This is a genomic window from Salipiger mangrovisoli, assembly GCF_015223355.1.
GTDB lineage: Bacteria > Pseudomonadota > Alphaproteobacteria > Rhodobacterales > Rhodobacteraceae > Salipiger > Salipiger mangrovisoli.
Genome location: NZ_JADFFK010000030.1, coordinates 1 through 17,925, shown reverse-complemented (window position 1 = coordinate 17,925; position 17,925 = coordinate 1). Strand labels below are relative to the sequence as shown.

General features: G+C 66.0%; 15 protein-coding genes. 5 read left to right on the top strand and 10 right to left on the bottom strand.

Annotation, left to right across the window (positions count from 1 at the left end; genetic code table 11):
• Positions 1-34 precede the first annotated feature (34 nt).
• The 4 genes from IQ782_RS25975 to IQ782_RS25960 form a co-directional block, all read right to left on the bottom strand.
• Positions 35-1,279, bottom strand: a complete 1,245-nt coding sequence (locus IQ782_RS25975) for a metal-dependent hydrolase family protein (RefSeq protein ID WP_194137588.1) — start codon at positions 1,277-1,279, stop codon at positions 35-37.
• A 205-nt stretch (positions 1,280-1,484) separates the two neighbouring features.
• A complete protein-coding gene (locus tag IQ782_RS25970; protein ID WP_194137587.1) occupies positions 1,485-2,708 on the bottom strand; it encodes a metal-dependent hydrolase family protein in 1,224 nt (407 codons plus the stop codon).
• Positions 2,709-2,721: 13 nt separating this feature from the next.
• Positions 2,722-3,402 (bottom strand): TetR/AcrR family transcriptional regulator, encoded by a 681-nt coding sequence (locus tag IQ782_RS25965; protein WP_194137586.1) that lies wholly within the window; start codon positions 3,400-3,402, stop codon positions 2,722-2,724.
• Between the two features lie 263 nt (positions 3,403-3,665).
• On the bottom strand, positions 3,666-4,448 hold the full coding sequence (locus tag IQ782_RS25960) for an AraC family transcriptional regulator (protein WP_194137585.1): 783 nt from the start codon (positions 4,446-4,448) through the stop codon (positions 3,666-3,668).
• A gap of 99 nt (positions 4,449-4,547) precedes the next feature.
• On the opposite strand from IQ782_RS25960, the gene IQ782_RS25955 reads away from it, so the two are divergent.
• The gene (locus IQ782_RS25955; RefSeq protein ID WP_194137584.1) at positions 4,548-5,489 is read left to right on the top strand and encodes a DMT family transporter; all 942 of its coding nucleotides are present in this window, start codon (positions 4,548-4,550) and stop codon (positions 5,487-5,489) included.
• 67 nt (positions 5,490-5,556) lie between these two features.
• Here the strand turns inward: IQ782_RS25955 and IQ782_RS25950 are convergent, their stop codons facing one another.
• The 6 genes from IQ782_RS25950 to IQ782_RS25925 form a co-directional block, all read right to left on the bottom strand.
• Positions 5,557-6,852, bottom strand: a complete 1,296-nt coding sequence (locus IQ782_RS25950; protein WP_194137583.1) for an SLC13 family permease — start codon at positions 6,850-6,852, stop codon at positions 5,557-5,559.
• A gap of 29 nt (positions 6,853-6,881) precedes the next feature.
• Entirely contained in the window at positions 6,882-7,703 is an 822-nt protein-coding gene (locus IQ782_RS25945) for an amidohydrolase family protein (RefSeq protein ID WP_194137582.1), read from the bottom strand.
• A 161-nt stretch (positions 7,704-7,864) separates the two neighbouring features.
• Positions 7,865-8,596: a GntR family transcriptional regulator gene (locus IQ782_RS25940; RefSeq protein ID WP_194137581.1), complete on the bottom strand. Its 732-nt coding sequence runs from the start codon at positions 8,594-8,596 to the stop codon at positions 7,865-7,867.
• Positions 8,597-8,834: 238 nt separating this feature from the next.
• Positions 8,835-11,432 carry a protein translocase subunit SecD gene (secD, locus tag IQ782_RS25935; RefSeq protein WP_194137580.1) on the bottom strand — a complete coding sequence of 866 codons (2,598 nt, stop codon included), beginning with the start codon at positions 11,430-11,432 and terminating at the stop codon, positions 8,835-8,837.
• 131 nt (positions 11,433-11,563) lie between these two features.
• On the bottom strand, positions 11,564-11,941 hold the full coding sequence (locus IQ782_RS25930; RefSeq protein ID WP_194137579.1) for a hypothetical protein: 378 nt from the start codon (positions 11,939-11,941) through the stop codon (positions 11,564-11,566).
• Between the two features lie 178 nt (positions 11,942-12,119).
• On the bottom strand, positions 12,120-13,133 hold the full coding sequence (locus tag IQ782_RS25925; protein WP_194137578.1) for a TerC/Alx family metal homeostasis membrane protein: 1,014 nt from the start codon (positions 13,131-13,133) through the stop codon (positions 12,120-12,122).
• Positions 13,134-13,474: 341 nt separating this feature from the next.
• On the opposite strand from IQ782_RS25925, the gene IQ782_RS25920 reads away from it, so the two are divergent.
• The 4 genes from IQ782_RS25920 (at position 13,475) to IQ782_RS25905 (ending at position 17,616) form a co-directional block, all read left to right on the top strand.
• Complete coding sequence (locus IQ782_RS25920) at positions 13,475-14,506, top strand: LacI family DNA-binding transcriptional regulator (protein WP_194137577.1); 1,032 nt, start codon at positions 13,475-13,477, stop codon at positions 14,504-14,506.
• A gap of 227 nt (positions 14,507-14,733) precedes the next feature.
• Positions 14,734-15,678, top strand: coding sequence for a sugar ABC transporter substrate-binding protein (locus IQ782_RS25915; protein ID WP_194137576.1), 945 nt, complete (start codon positions 14,734-14,736; stop codon positions 15,676-15,678).
• Positions 15,679-15,755: 77 nt separating this feature from the next.
• A complete protein-coding gene (locus IQ782_RS25910; protein ID WP_194137575.1) occupies positions 15,756-16,832 on the top strand; it encodes an ABC transporter permease in 1,077 nt (358 codons plus the stop codon).
• Positions 16,833-16,845: 13 nt separating this feature from the next.
• Positions 16,846-17,616, top strand: a complete 771-nt coding sequence (locus IQ782_RS25905) for an ATP-binding cassette domain-containing protein (RefSeq protein WP_194137574.1) — start codon at positions 16,846-16,848, stop codon at positions 17,614-17,616.
• Positions 17,617-17,925: the final 309 nt, after the last annotated feature.

The window sequence follows — 17,925 nt, the reverse complement described above, 5'->3', positions numbered from 1 at the left end:
CTGCGGTCTCCGCTCTGGGATTTCATCAGTCCGGTCATTTCAGGGTCATCCGGTGGAAGCGCCCGGCCTTCATCACCATCGGCATGTGCCGACCCTGACCCTCGAAGAGCGCGAGGTCGTCGAGCGGGTTGCCGTCGAGCAGGATCAGGTCGGCCATGGCTCCGGGACGCAGGCAGCCAAGCTCGCCCTCGCGGCGCAGCAACTGCGCTCCGACCAGTGTTGCCGAGCGGATGATCTCGATGGGCGAGAGCACCTGCGCGCGGATGCGGAACTCGCGGCTCTGCTCGCTGCGCAGCTGGCCCAGAAGGTCGCTGCCAAAGGCCACCGGGACACCGGCCCTCTTGCAGATCTCGAGCGAGCGCAGGCCCCCCTCGATCACCACGTCGTTCTTCTCGAGCATGTCGGCGCTCATGCCGAATTCGGCGGCGCGCTCTTTCATCGCGGTATAGGCAACGAGATTGGCGACGAGGAACATGCCCTTCTCGGCCATCTTCGCCGCGGCCTCATCGTTGATGAGGTTGCCGTGCTCGATGGTGCGGACGCCGCCCTCTGCTGCGCGCAGGATCGCCTCTGCCGAATAGGCATGGGCGCAGACGTAGCGACCAAAGGCCTCGGCTTCCTCGACGGCGGCGCGCACCTCGGGCATCGAGAACTGCAGACTGTCGAGCGGATCGTAGGGCGAGGCAACGCCGCCCGACATCATGATCTTGATGTGATCGCAGCCCTGGCGCATCTCCTCGCGCACGGCGCGGCGCACTTCCGGCACACCGTCCGCAAGCGACAGGGTAAAGGCCATGGCATCGCAGCAGCCGCAGCGGAAGCCGGTGTCGGTGCGTCGGCGGCTGTCGCTGTGCCCTCCGGTCGGCCCGATGGCGCGACCGGCCACGAACAGCCGAGGCCCTTCGATATGGCCGTCTTCGACACCCTTGCGCAGGCCCCAGTCCGCCCCGCCGGTATCGCGGACGGTGGTGAAGCCGCGCCCCAGCATGGCCTTCATCTCGACCATCGCATGTGCGGTCATCAGCGTCAGCGGCTGGCTTTCGAGCTTCGGAAGAAAGACCTCGTTCAGGACCACATGGACGTGGCTGTCGATCAGGCCGGGCATCAGCACGCGGCCGCCGCAATCGATGACATCGGCCTGCCCGGAAGTGACGCTTTCCCCGATTTCACGGATCCGCTCGCCTTCGACCAGCAGACGCAGCCCGTCGCGGAGCTCGTCCTGCTCGGGATCGAGCAGCCGAACGTTCTTGAAGAGGATCTGGCGCGTGCCAGTGGTCATGGAAATCTCCCTCGGTCCTACTCGGGACGATCCGGGGCCTGCGCCCCGGATCGTCGTTTCGTCAGATGCTAGAGGGCCTGCTTCCAGCCCGTCCAATGATTGCTCGGATATCCCTTCGGTCTCTTGGTGAGGTGTAGATAATTTGCGCAAGTAATTGATATTGCTCAATATATGCGCAAAGTTGCTCGCGGCTGCTTTGGGGGTCTCAGCCCTTGATCACCTCGCCGCCCTTGAGGATGGTGGAGATCCGGTCGCCCTGGCCCGAAAGCACCGAAAGGTCTTCGAGCGGGTTGCCGTCGACGATGACGACGTCGCCGAAGGCGCCCGGCGCAAGCGTGCCGATCTTGCCCTCCATGCGCAGAAGGCGCGCGGCAATTCCCGTGGCCGCAGCGATGACCTGCTGCGCCGGGAGCACCCGGCCTCGCAGTTCGAACTCGCCCGACTGGTGCTTTTGCATTCCGCCAAGCAGGTCGCTGCCATAGGCCATGGGCAGGCCCGCCTCGGCCATGATCGCGAGCGATTCCATGCCGGCCAGACGCACGTCATCGACCTTGGCCACGGAGGCGGCGGGCAGACCCATGCTTTCCCCCTCGCTGGACAGCTTGTCATAGGTGATAAGCGTCGGGCAGGCGATGCAGCCCGCCTCGGCGGCGCGGCGCGCCGTTTCGGGGGTGATCAGGTTGCAATGCTCCAGCGAATGCACCCCGCACTCGACGGCGCGTGCGATCGCCGCATCGGTATAGAGATGGCCCGCCACGTAAGTGCCGGCATTCTCGGCCTCTTCTACGATCGCGCGGATTTCGGCGCGGGAGTATTGGAGGAAGTGGATCGGATCAGTGGGCGAGGACACGCCGCCGTTGGCCATGATCTTGATGAAGTCTGCGCCGCCCTTGATCTGCGCCCGAGCCGCGCGCTGAACCGCGGGGATGCCGTCGCAGATGAGGCCCATCGCACCCAGCGGAACGTTGTCCCGCGGCGTGGCGCTTTCGTCGAACACCCCCCGCTGGTCGCAATGCCCGCCGGTCTGCGACAGGGCCTTGCCCGAAATGTTCAGCCGCGGCACCGGGATCGGAGAGTAACCTGTGGCCGCCCGCATCACGCCCGTCGCGCCGCCCAGGTCGCGCACTGTGGTGAAGCCACGCAGCAGCATGGCGTTCATCAGGTTGATCGAGCGCACCATGACAATGGCATCGGGCAGCGCCGCGTTGGCCCTGAGATCCGCATCGGCCGCGTTCACGTGGACATGGGCGTCGATCAGGCCGGGCATCACGAAACGGCCGCTGGCATCGATCACCAGCGCATCGCCCGCCGGCAGGTCCGTGCCGACTTCCTGCACGATGCCGTCTGCGATCCGCAGGCAGACGGCATCCGCTGCCTGGTCGGATGTTCCGTCAACAATCCGCGCATTCCGGATCAGCACATCGGTCATGGAAGTCTCGCTTTCAATTGGATGAAGAAGGGGGGGCGCCAGCTTCGCGTTGAAGCAGCACTGGCAGGATTTGCTTCCACTGGGTCAGCATGTCCCGATAGTAGTCGGGGTCGTCGCGCAGGATGGTCTGAGCGATCATTCCCCGGAACAGGCACATCGTCATGTTCAGGATGACCGAGGCCTGCTTCGGATCGCAGGAGGTTTTCTCGGCGACATGGCTCCAGATCGCCTCGAGTCCGTTGTGAAACTCCTTGGTTACCGGGACCAGCCGGGCCTTGAGGGACTCGTTGTGGCGCACCTCTGGCAGATATTCGAGGGTCACGTAGAAAACGCCGCCAGACATCATCTTCCACAGAAAATCCGCGATCGCTCCGACCTCGGTCTCGTTTCGCTGCATGGTCTCGGCAAAGGCGAGCAGCTTCTCATTCAGCGCGGTCAGGTGGTGGTGAATCGCTTCCGCGATCAATTCCTCGCGCGATTGGAAATGGTGGGTCAGCGCCCCGCGCGAGACGCCAGCCTTCTTCGCAATTGCCTGGGTGGTCAGCCGCGAAAGCCCGTCCGAGAGCATCAACTCCATCGTGGCCTCGAATAGCGCGGTGGTCGTTTCTTCCGTCCTTTGGGCTTGCGTTCTTTTCGGCCCCGCCGATTTACGCGGGGGCGAAATATTGGCGCTGTCCTTCGGCTCTTTGGTCATCAGAATCCTCAAGGTCTTCTCGCAGTATGCATGGGTGGATTTCAAAACAAACATGAATGTTTTGAAATTCGAGAATTTCGTATTGGGCCGCCTTGATCTTGTGCATTCAGTGGGCGGCGCCCCAAGATGACTGGCCGGACCGCCGCGCCAGACCGCGGTGACGGGCAGGGCGGGACGCGAGTCATGTCCCTCACCGGGCCGGAAGACAGGCAGCACGCCGCGCCTGTGGGGGTGCGTCTGGGAGCCGTGCAGCCGGAGAGGTCTCAGCGACCGATGAAGCGTGCCGGGCTGCTGCCGGTGATGCGCCGGAACATCGCGATGAATGCCGAGGCCGTGCCATAGCCGAGGTCAAGCGCGACGCTCTCGACGCTCGCGCCCTCCTGCAAGAGCGAGACGCTCCGCACCACCCGCACCCGCTGGCGCCACTCGTTGAGCGACATGCCGAGCTCCTGCGTGCAGCGCCTGGCGAGCGTCCTTTCGCTCAGTCCGAAGTCCCTTGCCAGTTGGCTGTTGCTGCGTGGATCGGCAGGGGCTTCGCGCAAGGCATCGAGCAGGGGTGCGAGCCGTGGGTCAGTGGTCTCGGGCACGAAGCTGTCGGCGATGGCGCAGGCTGCCAGCTCGTCCACCATCACGCGCAGCAGGCGGGCCTGCGCGGGCGCGCCGGTGAATTCCGCCGTCTCGAGGCTGTCGAGGAGGGCGCGCAGGAGTGGCGTCACCAGCAGCGAGCAGGTGCGGCGCGGCATCGCCTCGCAGAGATCCTCGCTGATGTAGGCCGAAAAATGCACCGCGGCGCGGCGGTTGAAGCCGACGTGCCTGACGCCGGGCGGGATCCAGAACCCCATGTGCGGCGGTGCCAGAAGATGCTGTCCTTCGAGCCGCAGCTCGGTGACCCCGCTGAAGGAATAGACGAACTCTCCCCAGGGGTGCTGCATGGCCGGGTAGGTGGCGTTGTCGGGCATGTGCTCCAGCCGGAAGAAGATCGGCGCGGGAAGCTGGTCCCGGAACGGCGGGTGGCGCAGATGAGGGGGGCTCTGGGCGGGGTTCATTGCTGGCGATCCGGCGCTATCGATTGGCGGATGCGCACTATATACCGGGCATCCGCCAGGCTAGATAGGGCGCATGATCTGCTTGTCCCCGGTGCTGCCATGAAACGTCCCATAGATATCACCGCCGTCGCCGTGATGGTCCTGCTGTGCCTGGTCTGGGGGCTGCAGCAAAGCGCGATGAAGATCGTCGCGGGCTCGATCGATCCCATGTTGCAGATCGGCCTGCGCTCGGTCTGCGCCGCGGGGCTCGTGCTGGGGCTCAGCCGGCTGCTCCTGCGCGATCGCTGGCATCGTGGGATGTTCTTCGGCCCCGGCCTGCTCGTGGGAACACTCTTCGCGCTCGAATTCCTGCTGGTCGCCGAGGGGCTGCGCTGGACCACGGCTTCGCACATGGCAGTCTTTCTCTACACCGCGCCGATCTTTGCGGCGATTGGCCTGCATGTGGCGCAGCCGGACGAGCGCATGGGGGTGCTGCAATGGACCGGGGTTGGGATCACCTTCCTTGGTGTCGCCGCGATTTTCGTGCTTCCCGAGCTGCACGGACCGGGGGCCGCACTGACGCCGGGCGTGATCCTTGGCGACATGCTGGGGCTGGGAGCGGGCCTGTGCTGGGGACTGACCACCGTGGTGATCCGCACCACCCGTGTCGCCGAGGCGCCGCCCGCGCAGACGCTCTTCTACCAGCTCCTGATCGCCGGCGTTGCGGCGCTGGGATTCTGCGCGGTGACCGGGCGGCTTGCCTTGGAGCCGACAGCCTCGGTGCTGATCAGCCTGTCTTTCCAGACGGTGATCGTGTGCAGCCTCAGCTTCCTGGTCTGGTTCCGCATGCTGCAAATCTACCGCTCTTCGCGGCTCGGGGTGCTCACCTTCATGACCCCGGTCTTTGGCGTCGTGAGCGGGGCACTGCTGCTCGGCGAGACGCTGAGCTTCGAGTTCCTGCTGGGCTGCGCGCTGGTGCTGTCGGGGATGATCATCGTGCAGGCGCAGGAGTGGGTCTCGGCCCGCCGCGCCGCGCGGAGTCGGCTCTGCGAACAGGCCTGACCCCTTGGCACGCCGCGCTCCGGGCAGCCCCGAAGGGATGCCCGGAGCCGATCCTGCTCAGAGCAGGTCAGAGCAGGAAGGTCAGTGCAAGGTTCGTCAGCATGGCCGCGACGAAGCCGATGGGAGCGGCGCGCAGCAGCAGCCGGGTGAATAGGCTGTGGCGCAGCTCGGCATCCGGCGCCGAGCCGAGGATCAGGCTGCCGCCCGAGGAGAAGGGCGAGATCGAGGTCGCCTGCGCGCCCACCACGATGGCGGTGAACATCAGCATCGGGCTCAGCCCCAACTGTGTCGCCAGTGCAGGCACCATCGGGAAGAGCGCGGGCGTCACCACCCCCAGCGTCGAGGCAAAGAGCGACATGATCGCCGCCACCACACCGAAGCTGAGCGGTACCAGGACGGGCGGGATCGTGCCGCCGATCCAGGCGGCGAGCTGGTCGATGGTGCCGGCCTTGATGGCGACCGAGATCAGCATCCCCATGCCGCAGATCATGATCAGCGTCGGCCAAGGCAGCGAGGCAATGGCCTTGCGCTCGTCGCCGAGCTTCAGCAGCAGCGCGATCACCGAGAAGACGCTGGCGATGAGGCCGATGTCGATCTTCGAATTGATGAAGGCGGCGGTCTCGTTGCCGGGCAGGGCGAGGTGCGCCAGCGGCGCGGCCAGCACGATGGCCATCATCGCGAGAGTCAGCCAGAGCGTCTGGCGCTGCTTGGGGTCGAGCGGCTCGGGCCGGTCGATCTCGAGATCCGCCTGCAGACCGCGGTGCTTGCCGGTCACGAAGAGCATCAGCGTGATCACGACGATCGGCAGCAGGAAGGTCGCCAGGAAGATTGCCACGCTGTTGACGAAGGCGGCGTTGGCGTCGATCCCGGCATTGGCCATCAGCCCGCGGAAGATGATGCCGGACTGGCTCGACATGAAGTTGGCGCCGCCGAGCGCGCCGTAGTTCACCGCCATGCCTCCAAGGATCAGGTCCATGCCGGTGCGGCGGCAGAGCAGCAGGGTGATCGGTGCCATGAAGGCCAGCACGGTGTAATAGCCCGCGCCCATCCCCGCGATCACCGTCGCCGTCATGAAGACCGCGTAGGGCAGAAGCCAGGGCGCGCCGCGGCAGAGGTAGAGCAGGTGCCCGGCCAGCTTCTCGAGCGTGCCGTTGACCATGGCGAAGCTGTAGAAAAGGCAGACCGAGAAGATCACGAAGAAGATCTTCAGCGGCCACATGGCAACGATCTCGGATGGCTTCAGCCCCATCAGGAACGCCCCGATGAGATAGGCGAAGGCAATGGCGAAGAGGCCGATGTTGATGCGGGTCTTGTAGCCGAGGATGATGGCCAGCACGATGGCCAGCACGGTGATGAGACTCATAGGTTTCCTCCCTTGTCTCGCGGGCGGTGTCAGGTGAAGCGGAACAGCGCCGCCGGGTTCTCGACGAGGACGCGGCGCCGGTCGGCGGCATCGGGGAGCAGTTGCGCCAGGCGCGCGACCTGCTGGGAGTAGCTGGCGTCCTTCTCGTGCTGGGTGTGCGGCCAGTCGCTGCCCCAGACGAAACGGTCCACGCCGCCGCAGGCCTCGCGCAGATGCGTCAGCGAGGCTGCGGCCTGGGCCGCATCCTGGCCGCTGCGGTAGGGGGCAGAGAGTTTCACCCAGGCCTTGGGTGCGGCACGCAGCGCCTCGAGCACGGCAGCATGGGTGGGGATCGCGGGGTCGATGCCGCCTTGCGGCAGGCCGAAGTGGTCGATCATCACCGCGCCGCCGGCGCGGGTCATGGCGGGCAGGATCTGCGCGAAATCCTCGAAGGCGCGCTGGATCTCGAGCTGCCAACCGATCTCGGCGAGGCGGTGGAAGAAGCGCTGCCAGGCGCGGCTGCTGTAGTCTTCCAGCGTCTTGCCAACGAGGTTGAGCCGCGCCCCGACGAAGCCCTGCGCCGCCATCTCGGCCAGCGCGCTTTCCGGCATCGCCGGGTCGACCACCGCGATGCCGCGAAGCCGCCCGGGATGCGCCGCGAGCGCCTCTGCGACCAGACGGTTGTCGGTGCCGTAAAAACTCGGCTGCACCAGCACCCCGTGGCTGAGACCGGACCTGTCCATGTGGGCCAGCCACGCGCTGACGGTCGCCGCATAGCGCGGCGCGTAGCGCCGGCCGGGCACCATCGGCGCGGACGGATCGAAGATATGCGCGTGCGTGTCTATGCCGGTGATCGGGGGGGGGGAGGCCATGCCGGATCCTTCTTGTCGTGGGGCAACTGCTTCCCGACCCCGCTCCTGCAAGGGAGGGGAGGGCTCCGTGGAGGGGGCCGGGAAGTCGGGCGAGCGTGGAGTGGACGCGCTCGAGCCCTATGGGGAGGTCCGGTGCCGGGCGCAGCGGACCGTTAAAGGTCTCAGCCGATGCGACTTCGGTAACGGAAGCTCTGCGCCGGCCCCATTGCCCGGCGCCACTCGATCGCGCTGCCGTCGAGGGCGAAGGCGGTGCGCTCGATCACCGCGACGGACTCGCCGGCGGCAAGCCGCAGGCGCTTCAAGATGGCGGCGGGCGGGCTGGCGAAACTCACCTCGTCCTCGGCGTGGGCGACGAAGACCCCGAAGCGCTCGAGGTAGAACGGGTAGAGCAACGGGCCGATCTCGCCCTCGGCCACGGTCTCGATCCCCTCGAAACGGGCGCGCGGCAGCCAGATTTCCTCGGTGAGGATCGGTCTGTCCTGAAGCAGGCGCAGACGGTCGATGCGGATGCAGTCCTCCGTGCCGAGCACCTGCGCGACCTCGGCAGGCGCGCGTTGCGCGCTGCGCGCGATGAGGCGGCTCAACGGGATCGTCTGCGCACGAGTTTCGTCCTGCAATGCGAAGAAGCGGAACAGCGTCGGCTCGAAGGCGGGTTTGCGCAGGAAGGTCCCGGCGCCCTGACGGCGTTCGAGCAGCCCCTCGGTAACCAGCTGCTGAAGCGCCTTGCGCACCGTGCCGACCGAAAAGCCCGAGTCCCGCGCGAGCGCGTTCTCGGACGGAAGCGCGTCCTCGGCAGCCCATTCCCCGGCGGCGATGCGCGCGGCGATGCGGTCGCGCAGACGCAGGTAGGCCGGCAGGCGGCTGTCTTCTTCGAGTCGGGTCTGTGATGACATGGCAAGCTCCTTCCCGCCGTGTTGGGTAATCGCATCGATAAGGTGAGTCAAGAAGTTCTATATAGAAGTGAAGAAGCGAAGCGATCGGCAAGGTGGCATGCGCGCGCAGCCGCGCGCGCGGCGCGGTGATATTGCTGGCATCGGGAGGGATTAGGGGCAGGACGCGGTGTGTGTCGGCGGCGATAGCCGCGGCACGAAGTGCCCCGCCCGCGTGATACGGGCGGGGCACGGTGGGTGCCTAGCCGTGCGTCGCTGCCAGCGCGGCTTCGCGCTCCTCGCGGCTGCGCCGGTCGACGCCGAGCATCAGCACGATGTTCTTCGCCACGTAGATCGACGACCAGGTGCCGATGACGATGCCGAAGGTGATCGCGAAGACGAAGCCGCGGATCACGTCGCCGCCGAGCACAAGCAGCGCGATCAGCGCCACCAGCGTGGTCAGCGAGGTCATCAGCGTCCGGCTCAGCGTTTCGTTGGCCGAGAGGTTCAGGAGCTCCCGCAAGGGCATCTGGCGGAACTTCCTGAGGTTCTCGCGCACCCGGTCGAAGACCACCACCGTGTCGTTGATCGAATAGCCGAGGATGGTCAGCAACGCCGCCACGATGGTCAGGTCGACCTTGAATTGGAACAGCGAGAAGACCCCGAGCGTGACCACGACGTCGTGGATCAGCGCGGCCACCGCGCCGACCGAGAACTGCCATTCGAACCGGAACCAGACGTAGACGAGGATCCCTGCGGTCGCGGCGCCGACGGCCAGAAGTGCCGTCCACAGAAGTTCGGCCGAGACCTTGCCGCCGATCGTCTCGACCGAGGTGAAGGCGATGCCCGGATCGGCGGCGCGCAGCGCCTCCTGCACCTTGGTCAGCGTTTCCTGCGAGAGCGCCGCGTCGCCGCCCTCGGCGCCGATGCGTATGGACACAACGTGCTCGTCCGGCGCGAAGCCGGGATCGAAGACCTCGGTGATCACCGCGTCCTCCATCCCGATGCCCGAAAGCGCGCTGCGATAGGCCCCGATGTCGAGCGTCTGGTGGGTCTCGGCGCGGATGCTGGTGCCGCCCTTGAAGTCGATCCCGAGATTGAGCCCCATGCTGGCGATCAGGAAGATCGAGACCACCACCGCCAGCGCCGAGGCGCCGAAGGTGGCGTATTGCGCGCGGAAGAAGTTGATCGAGGTCTGGGCCGGAAGGCGGCTCAGCAGACCCGACATCTTCAAGCTGCGCGGCTTGCGCCACTCCAGCCAGCCTTGCAGCACCAGCTTGGTGACGAAGATCGCCGTGAACATCGAGGTCAGGATACCGAGGCCCATGGTCACGGCAAAGCCGCGCACCGGCCCGGAGCCGAGCCAGAACATGAGCCCGGCGGTCAGAAGTCCCGTCAGGTTCGAGTCGAGAATGGCCGAGAAGGCATTGTCGAACCCTTTGCCGACGGCGCGCCAGACCGATTTCTCGACCCGCAGTTCCTCGCGGATGCGCTCGAAGATCAGCACGTTGGCATCCACCGCCATGCCCATGGTCAGCACGATCCCGGCGATGCCCGGAAGGGTGAGCGTGGCTCCGATCGCCGACAGAAGGCCGATCAGCATCGCCATGTTCATGCCGAGCGCGAAGGTGGCGACAAGGCCGAAGCCACCGTAGCTGAGGACCATCAGCACGCAGACCGCGGCCAGGCCGACCGCGGCGGCGCGGGCGCCCGCGGTGATGCTGTCCTGCCCGAGTTCGGGTCCGATCGTCCGTTCCTCGAGGAAGTGCAGCTCTGCGGGCAGGGCTCCCGCACGGAGCAGGGTGGACAGCTCGGTCGACTGCTCGACGGTGAAGTTGCCGGTGATGATCCCCGAGCCGCCGGGGATGTGGCTCTGGATGACCGGCGCCGACAGCACCTTGCCGTCGAGCACGATGGCGAAGGGCTCGCCGATGTGGGCGGCGGTGAAATCGCCGAAGGCGCGGGCGCCCGAGCTGTCGAAGCGGAAGGTCACTGCGGGGCGGCCGTTCTGATCGAAGCTCGGCTGGCTGTCGGTCAGATCCTCGCCGGTGACCACGGCGCGCGGATCGAGCGTGTAGCTTTGCTCGGGCTGGGTTGCCGAGGGCAGGGTGATCGCATCCGAGTTCGCCGCGCCGCTGCCGAGCACCTGGTTGAAGGAGAGTTTCGCGGTGGTGCCGATGAGGCTCTTCAGCGTCTCGGCGCTGTCGATGCCGGGCACTTCGATCAGGATGCGGTCGGCACCCTGGCGCAGGATGCTGGGCTCGCGGGTGCCCGCCTCGTCGATGCGGCGGCGGATGATCTCGAGGCTCTGCGCGACGACACGGTCGGCCATCTGGGCGCGGCCTGCCTCGGTGTAGCGCAGCACCAGCGTGCCGTTTTCGTCGCGTGCCTCGAGATCGGATTGTCCCGCTCCGGAGAGCGTCGAGACCGGGGTGGCGAAGCCGCGCGCGGCGTCAAGCGCGGCGGCCATGCCCTGCGGCTCAGAGATCGCGAGGTGCAATTCGCCCGCGGGGGCGTCGAGCCGTCGGATGGTGCCGACCTGCGTGCGCAGGCCGCGCAGCGCATCGCGCAACTCGGGCCAGAGCGCATCCATGCGCTCGCGGGCCACGCCGTCCACGTCGACCTCGGCCAGCAGATGCGCACCGCCGCGCAGATCGAGCCCGAGGTTGATCAGTCCGGACGACAGCCAGCTTGGCCAGCTGCTTGTTTCGGTTGAGATTTCGGCGCTCGCCGCGGGCTGCGCGGCGAGGTCGTTGTGCCGCTCGACGCGGCCGTAGAAGGCGTTGGGCAGCGCGAGCCAGAGGCAGAGCAGGCAGACGCCCCATACCCCGATGCGCTTCCAGAAAGTTGGTCTTTGCATGATGGATCCCGGACAGTTCCCGGCCCCTGATGGGCACGGGACGTGTCGCATTGTCTTGATTTTTCGTTGGGAGACGGGTGCCCCGGCGCGTGGCCCGACTGCGGGTCAGCGGCGGCGGGGACTTCGGGACATCAGGCGAAGGGCGGCGCGCGCGGCGGGTGGGCGCCCCGCGTGCTCTGGCTGCTCGGGGCGGGACCGTGAACATGCAACAGCCCGAGCGTCGCCGCCTGGGGGCGCGCGAGATGGCAGAGCGCAAATATGACCGCGTAGAGGAACAGCGGATCGGGACTCGCCGGATCGCTTGCACGGGCCGAGGCATGGTCGAGCGTCGCACCCGGAACGATGCCCTTGGCCGCAGACAGCGCAAAGCCGGCAATCGTGTCGCCGGCCTGCAGGGCGCTTGCCACCGGAACTCTCGGCGCGGGATAGAGGGCCAGCGCGCAGAGCGCGACCAGCAGGGCGACGAACGTCCTGATCCGGCCTGCGATATGGTTGGTGGCGATCCTCATGTCGGCCTTCCTACGCCGCGCCGCGTCGCGGCGCCAGCCCCGGCAGTATTGCAGGTCTCGCGCCTGTGATCGCGTCGGGCAGCGCGCCTCTTCCGGCGGTGCCGCAAGAGGGCTGTTCCGCTTCGTGCACGGCCCCGGTGCGGGGCAGGGAGGGCTGCGGCGCGGCGGAGCATCGGGGCTACTGAAGCTCCCTGGTGGTTTCCGCCTCGGGGGCGGGGGTCGGCTCGGCAGCGCCTCCCGTCTTCCAGAGCGAGAAGACCACGCCCGCCGCGAGCAGGGCGAAGGTGATGCCGAGCGACCAGAGCGGTGGGAATTTCTCCCATCCCATCAGATCGGCGATGAAAATCTTCGAGCCGATGAACACCAGCAGCAGCGACAGGGCGTACTTGAGGTAGGCAAAGCGCCGCAGGATCGCGGAGAGCGCGAAATAGAGCGCCCGCAGCCCGAGGATCGCGAAGATGTTCGAGGTGTAGACGATGTAGGGATCGGTGGTGATGGTGAAGACCGCGGGCACCGAGTCCACGGCGAAGACGATGTCGGCAAGTTCGATGACGATCAGCGCCAGCAGCAGCGGTGTCGCGTAGCGCAGGGTCCTGCCGGTCACCGGGTCGGTCTTCTTCACGGTGAACCCATGGCCGCGGATCTCGGGCGTGACGCGGAGCCTGCGCGTCAGCAACCGGACGACGGGGTTGGCCGAAATGTCGGGCTGCTTGTCACCGGCACAGAGCATCTTGATCCCGGTCAGGATCAGGACGCCTGCAAAAATGTAGAGCACCCAGTGAAATTGCGCGACCAGTGCCGCGCCGAGGCCGATCATGATGCCGCGCAGCACGATCACCCCGAGGATGCCCCAGAAAAGCACCCGGTGCTGATAGGCGGCGGGTATGCCGAAGAAGCCGAAGATCAGCGCGATCACGAAGATGTTGTCGAGCGCCAGCGTCTTCTCGACGACGAAGGCCGTCAGGTATTGCGCCGCCGGCTCGGACCCCATCTGCCACCAGACAAAGCCTGCGAAGGCCACGCCGAGAGAGATGTAGAAGGCAGAGGTTCTCAGGCTTTCGGCGACACCGATCACATGGTCTTGGCGGTTGAAGACTCCGAGGTCGAGCACAAGAAGCCCGATCACGATCGCGAAGAATGTCAGCCACATCCAGAGCGGCTGACCGAAGAACAGGAGGAGAAGGATTTCCACGGGGAACCTCGTCGATGCATCACGGCTCGACGTCTGCGGGATGTCAGGGGATCCAGGCAGGGCATCGAGCAGTCTCGATGCGGTCCGACATCGCGAGAGGTCATGTTCTCGCCAGAGGGGCCCGGCCCGCGGAGTGTCAGGTGGGGATGGTCTGGCCGAGTTGCAAGCGGGTTCGCGACGGCATTTCGGGGCACCGAGTGGCGGTGCCGCCGCCTGCCCGATGCGCCGGCCCATCGGTGCATCGGGCAGGTGGTTCCTCATCGCGGGCGCACGCTCGGATCTTGCAATGAAGTCTATCAGCGGGTTCTCTGGTCTTCCCTCCGAGAGTTGGAACCCCTGCAATGAAGAGACCGACAATTTCCGATGTGGCCCGGACCGCCGGCGTCAGTGTCGCCACGGTGGATCGGGTGATGAGCGGTCGGATGAAGGTGCGCGAGGAAACCGCGCGCAAGGTGCAGGAGGCGGCCGACGCGATCGGCTACCATGGGGCCAACGCGATCCGGCAGCGCATCATGACGGACCTGCCGGAACTGCGCCTTGGCGTCGTGCTGCAAAAGCCGCGCCATGCGTTCTATCAGGAGTTCCAGCGCGAGTTCGAAGAACAGGCGCGTCAGGTCACCACCCGGAACGTCCGGCTCGATTTCCGCTACGCGCAGTCGACGCGCCCGCAGGAGCTCGCCGAAATCCTGCGGTCCTTCAAGGGCAGGGTGCATGCCGTGGCCAGCACGGGGATCGACCACCACGAGGTGACGTCGGCGGTGCTCGAGTTGCGCAATGCAGGGATACCGACGTTTTCGCTCCTGTCGGATTTCGCGCAGGGCGTGCGAGAAAGTTATTTTGGGCTCAATAATTTACGGGTTGGTCGCACTGCCGGTTGGCTGATTTCCAAGATCGCACCACGGCCTGGCAAGATCGGCATCTTCATCGGCGCGCACCGCTACCATGGTCACGAACTGCGCGAGACGGGGCTGCGCAGTTTCATCCGGGAATACGGACGGGGGTTCGAGTTGCTCGAAGCCCAGATCAATCTAGAGACCCGTGATCTGACTTACGATGCAACCTGCGAATTGCTCTCCCGGCATCCCGATCTGGTCGGGCTCTACGTTGCGGGCGGCGGCATGGAGGGGGCGATCGCAGCCTTTGAAGAGTGCCGAGAGCCCGACAGCCATGCGCTCATCGTCAACGAACTGACCCCGGAGTCCTATAGCGGCTTGCAGAACGGCGTCGTGTCCATCGTCTTCGGGACACCGCTGCGGCAGATCGTGACCGACCTGCTGGCGCTTGCGGGCAGTACCTACGACAACGGCATGGCCGACACGCCGGGGCAGAAGTTCTTTGCGCCACGGATCTACACGCCGGAATCCCTCTCCTGATAGAAAAGCCATCATTGCGCATCATTTTCCATCATAGATGATGGATTTCCGCTCGCGAGATGCGTTGACCGAACGTCGGCTTTGACGAATGCTGAGCCTCGCAACGTTGGGAGGCGTTGCCGTGTTCCCTGGTCTCAGACCTCAGCCAAACGACCTTCGAACCCCGCGTTCGGAGCGCGGGAGAGCTTTGCCCAGAGCAGGCCACGTTACGTTTTGGAGGAGATATAATGAAGAAGCTTCTTATCTCGACGGCCCTGGTCCTGTCCGTGGCAGGCGCCGCGCAGGCCGAGACCGTCGGCGTCTCGATGGCGCTTTTCGATGACAACTTTCTGACCGTGCTGCGCAACGGGATGATCGACCAGGCCAAGGCCATGGACGGTGTCGACATCCAGGTCGAGGACGCGCAGAACGACGTGGCCAAGCAGCTCGACCAGATCAACAATTTCGTCGCCTCTGGTGTTGATGCGATCATCGTCAACCCGGTCGACACCTCGGCCACCGAGGCGATGACCAATGCCGCCTCTGCCGCCGGTGTGCCACTGGTCTTCGTCAACCGCGAGCCGATCAACGTCGACGCGCTGCCCGACAACCAGGCCTTTGTCGCTTCGGACGAGCGCGAGAGCGGCACGCTCGAGACCAAGGAAGTCTGCCGCCTGCTCGCCGAGAAGGGCAAGGATCCTGCGAAAATCTACGTGATGATGGGCGAGCTGTCGAACCAGGCCGCGGTGCAGCGGACCAAGGACATCCACGACGTGATGGCTTCGGGGGACTGCGGTGTGACGCTCGAAGTCATCGATGAGCAGACCGCCAACTGGAGCCGGGACGAGGCCCAGGACCTGATGACCAATTGGCTGTCCACCGGCGCGCCCTTCGATGCGCTGATCTCGAACAACGACGAGATGGCCATTGGGGCGATCCAGGCGATGAAGGCCGCGGGCCTCTCGATGGAAGAGGTGATCGTCGGCGGGGTCGATGCCACGCAGGATGCGCTGGCGGCGATGGGCGCGGGTGACCTCGATGTGACGGTGTTCCAGGACGCGGCGGGGCAGGGGGGCGGCGCGCTCGACGCGGCGCTGAAGCTCGCCAAGGGCGAGGAGGTGGCGCAGAAGGTCTACATCCCCTTCCAGCTCGTCACCCCCGACACCCGCGAGCAATACCTCGCGAAGAACTGAGCCGAACCGGGGCGGCGCAGAGGTGGGCCGCCCCGGACGACAGGCGCGCGGGCCTTGCCCGCGCAGGAGGAGACCCCATGACAGACACGACGCACGGCATAGGTGGCCTGACTTTTGACACCAAGAAGCGCGCCTTGCCGCCCGAACTGGGTGTGGCGCTTGCGCTGGTCCTCATCGTCGCGATCTTCGAGATCCTCGGTCGGATCTTCATGCACGACAGCTTCCTGTTCAATACCCGCGACAGCGTCGACGGGCTGTTCAACATGGCACGGCTGAAGATCATCATCCTGCAGGTTTCGATCATCGGCATCATCGCCATCGGCGTGACCCAGGTGATCATCTCGGGCGGCATCGACCTTAGTTCCGGCTCGGTGGTGGGCGCGACGGCGATGATCGCCATGAGCTTCGCGCAGGCCGGCACCGTCTATGGCGCCGAGAACACCCGCGCGGTCTTCTTCACGCAGGGCTGGGTGGATCTGCCGCTGGCCGTGCCGCTGCTGGTCGGGTTGCTCTGCGGTCTCGTGGCCGGGGGGATCAACGGGCTGCTCATCGCCTATACCCGCATTCCGCCGTTCATCGCCACGCTCGGCATGATGGTCGCGGCGCGCGGCATCGCCAAGTGGTGGACCAGGGGCCAGCCGGTGTCGTTCCCCACCGAGAGTTACGCCGCGCTCGGGGCCGGCATGACGCCCGTGTTGATTTTTGCCGGGGTCGCCATCCTCTTCGCGCTGGCGCTGAAATATACGGTCTACGGCAAGCACACCTATGCCATCGGCTCGTCGGAATCCGCCGCGCGCATGTCCGGCATCAAGGTCGCCCGCCACAAGGTGCTGGTCTACACCATCGCCGGCGTGCTGGCGGCGCTGGCCGCGATCGTGCTCAGCTCGAAGAACCTCACCGCGCAGTCGGGCATGGGGGTGATGTACGAGCTCGACGCCATCGCCATGGCGGTGATCGGGGGCATCTCGCTGCAGGGCGGCCGGGGCTCGGTGCTGGGCACGGTGCTGGGCGCGCTGATCTTCGGGGTGATCATCTCCGGCTTCACCTTCCTCAAGCTCGACGCCTACTACCAGGAAATGGTCAAGGGCGTGATCATCGTCGGGGCCGTAGTGCTCGACCAGTGGCGGCAGTCCCGTCATTCGGACCGGATTTGAGGGGGGAGTGGAAATGTCCGACATCGTTCTGAAAACCGAGAACCTGACGAAGCACTATGGCGGGGTCCACGCCCTCGAAGGTGCCAATTTCGAAATCCGCCGGGGCGAGGCCGTGGCGATCATGGGCGACAACGGCGCGGGCAAGTCGACCTTCGTGCGCCAGATCACCGCGGTCGAACAGCGCACCTCGGGCACGATCTGGTTCGACGGGCACGACGTCGCGTTCAAGGACCCGCTCGAGGCCCGCGAGGCCGGCATCGAGACGGTGTTCCAGAACCTCGCGCTGGCCGACCACCTCAACGTGCCGGACAACCTGTTCCTCGGCCGCGAGCTGGTGCGCTTCAGGCTCGGGCCGTTCTCGATCCTCGACTACAAGGCGATGCGCAAGGCGACACTGGAGGGGTTGCAGAAGACCGGGGTGAAGATCCCCAACATCAACAACACCATCCAGAACATGTCGGGCGGCCAGCGCCAATGCGTCGCGATCGCCCGCACCGCCACCTTCAAGTCCAAGCTGATCATCATGGACGAGCCCACCGCGGCGCTCGGCGTGCAGGAGACCGCGCAGGTCGAGAACATCCTGCACACATTGAAATCGCAGGGCGAGCCGGTGATCCTGATCAGCCACAACATGCGGCAGGTCATGGAGATCTGCGACCGGATCGTGGTGTTCCGCCGCGGCCGCATCGTCGCCAACCTGCGCAAGGAAGACACCGACGGGCAGGACGTGGTGGCCTATATCACCGGCGCCAAGACGCAGGAAGAATACGCCGGCGCGGCCTGAGGCCATCCCCTGAGGTGCGCCCGGCACCGCGCGCCGGGCGTCCCGCCAAGACATGAGCGCAGACCGCCACCCCTTCGCGAAAGGGGACCGGGAGAGGTTTGCCGAAGGACAAGGACCTGCGCCGCTCAGGCGGCCACCGGAAGGAGCACCCGTCATGAAGATCGCCCTCGACCCCTTCATGCACCGCCATCTCAGTCTCGAAGCGCTGCCGTCGAAGGTGGCAGAGCTGGGGTACGACTGGATCGAACTCAGCCCCCGCGGGGACTTTCTCGAATGGTTCAAGGCGCCGCGCGTCTTTCCGGACCGTAT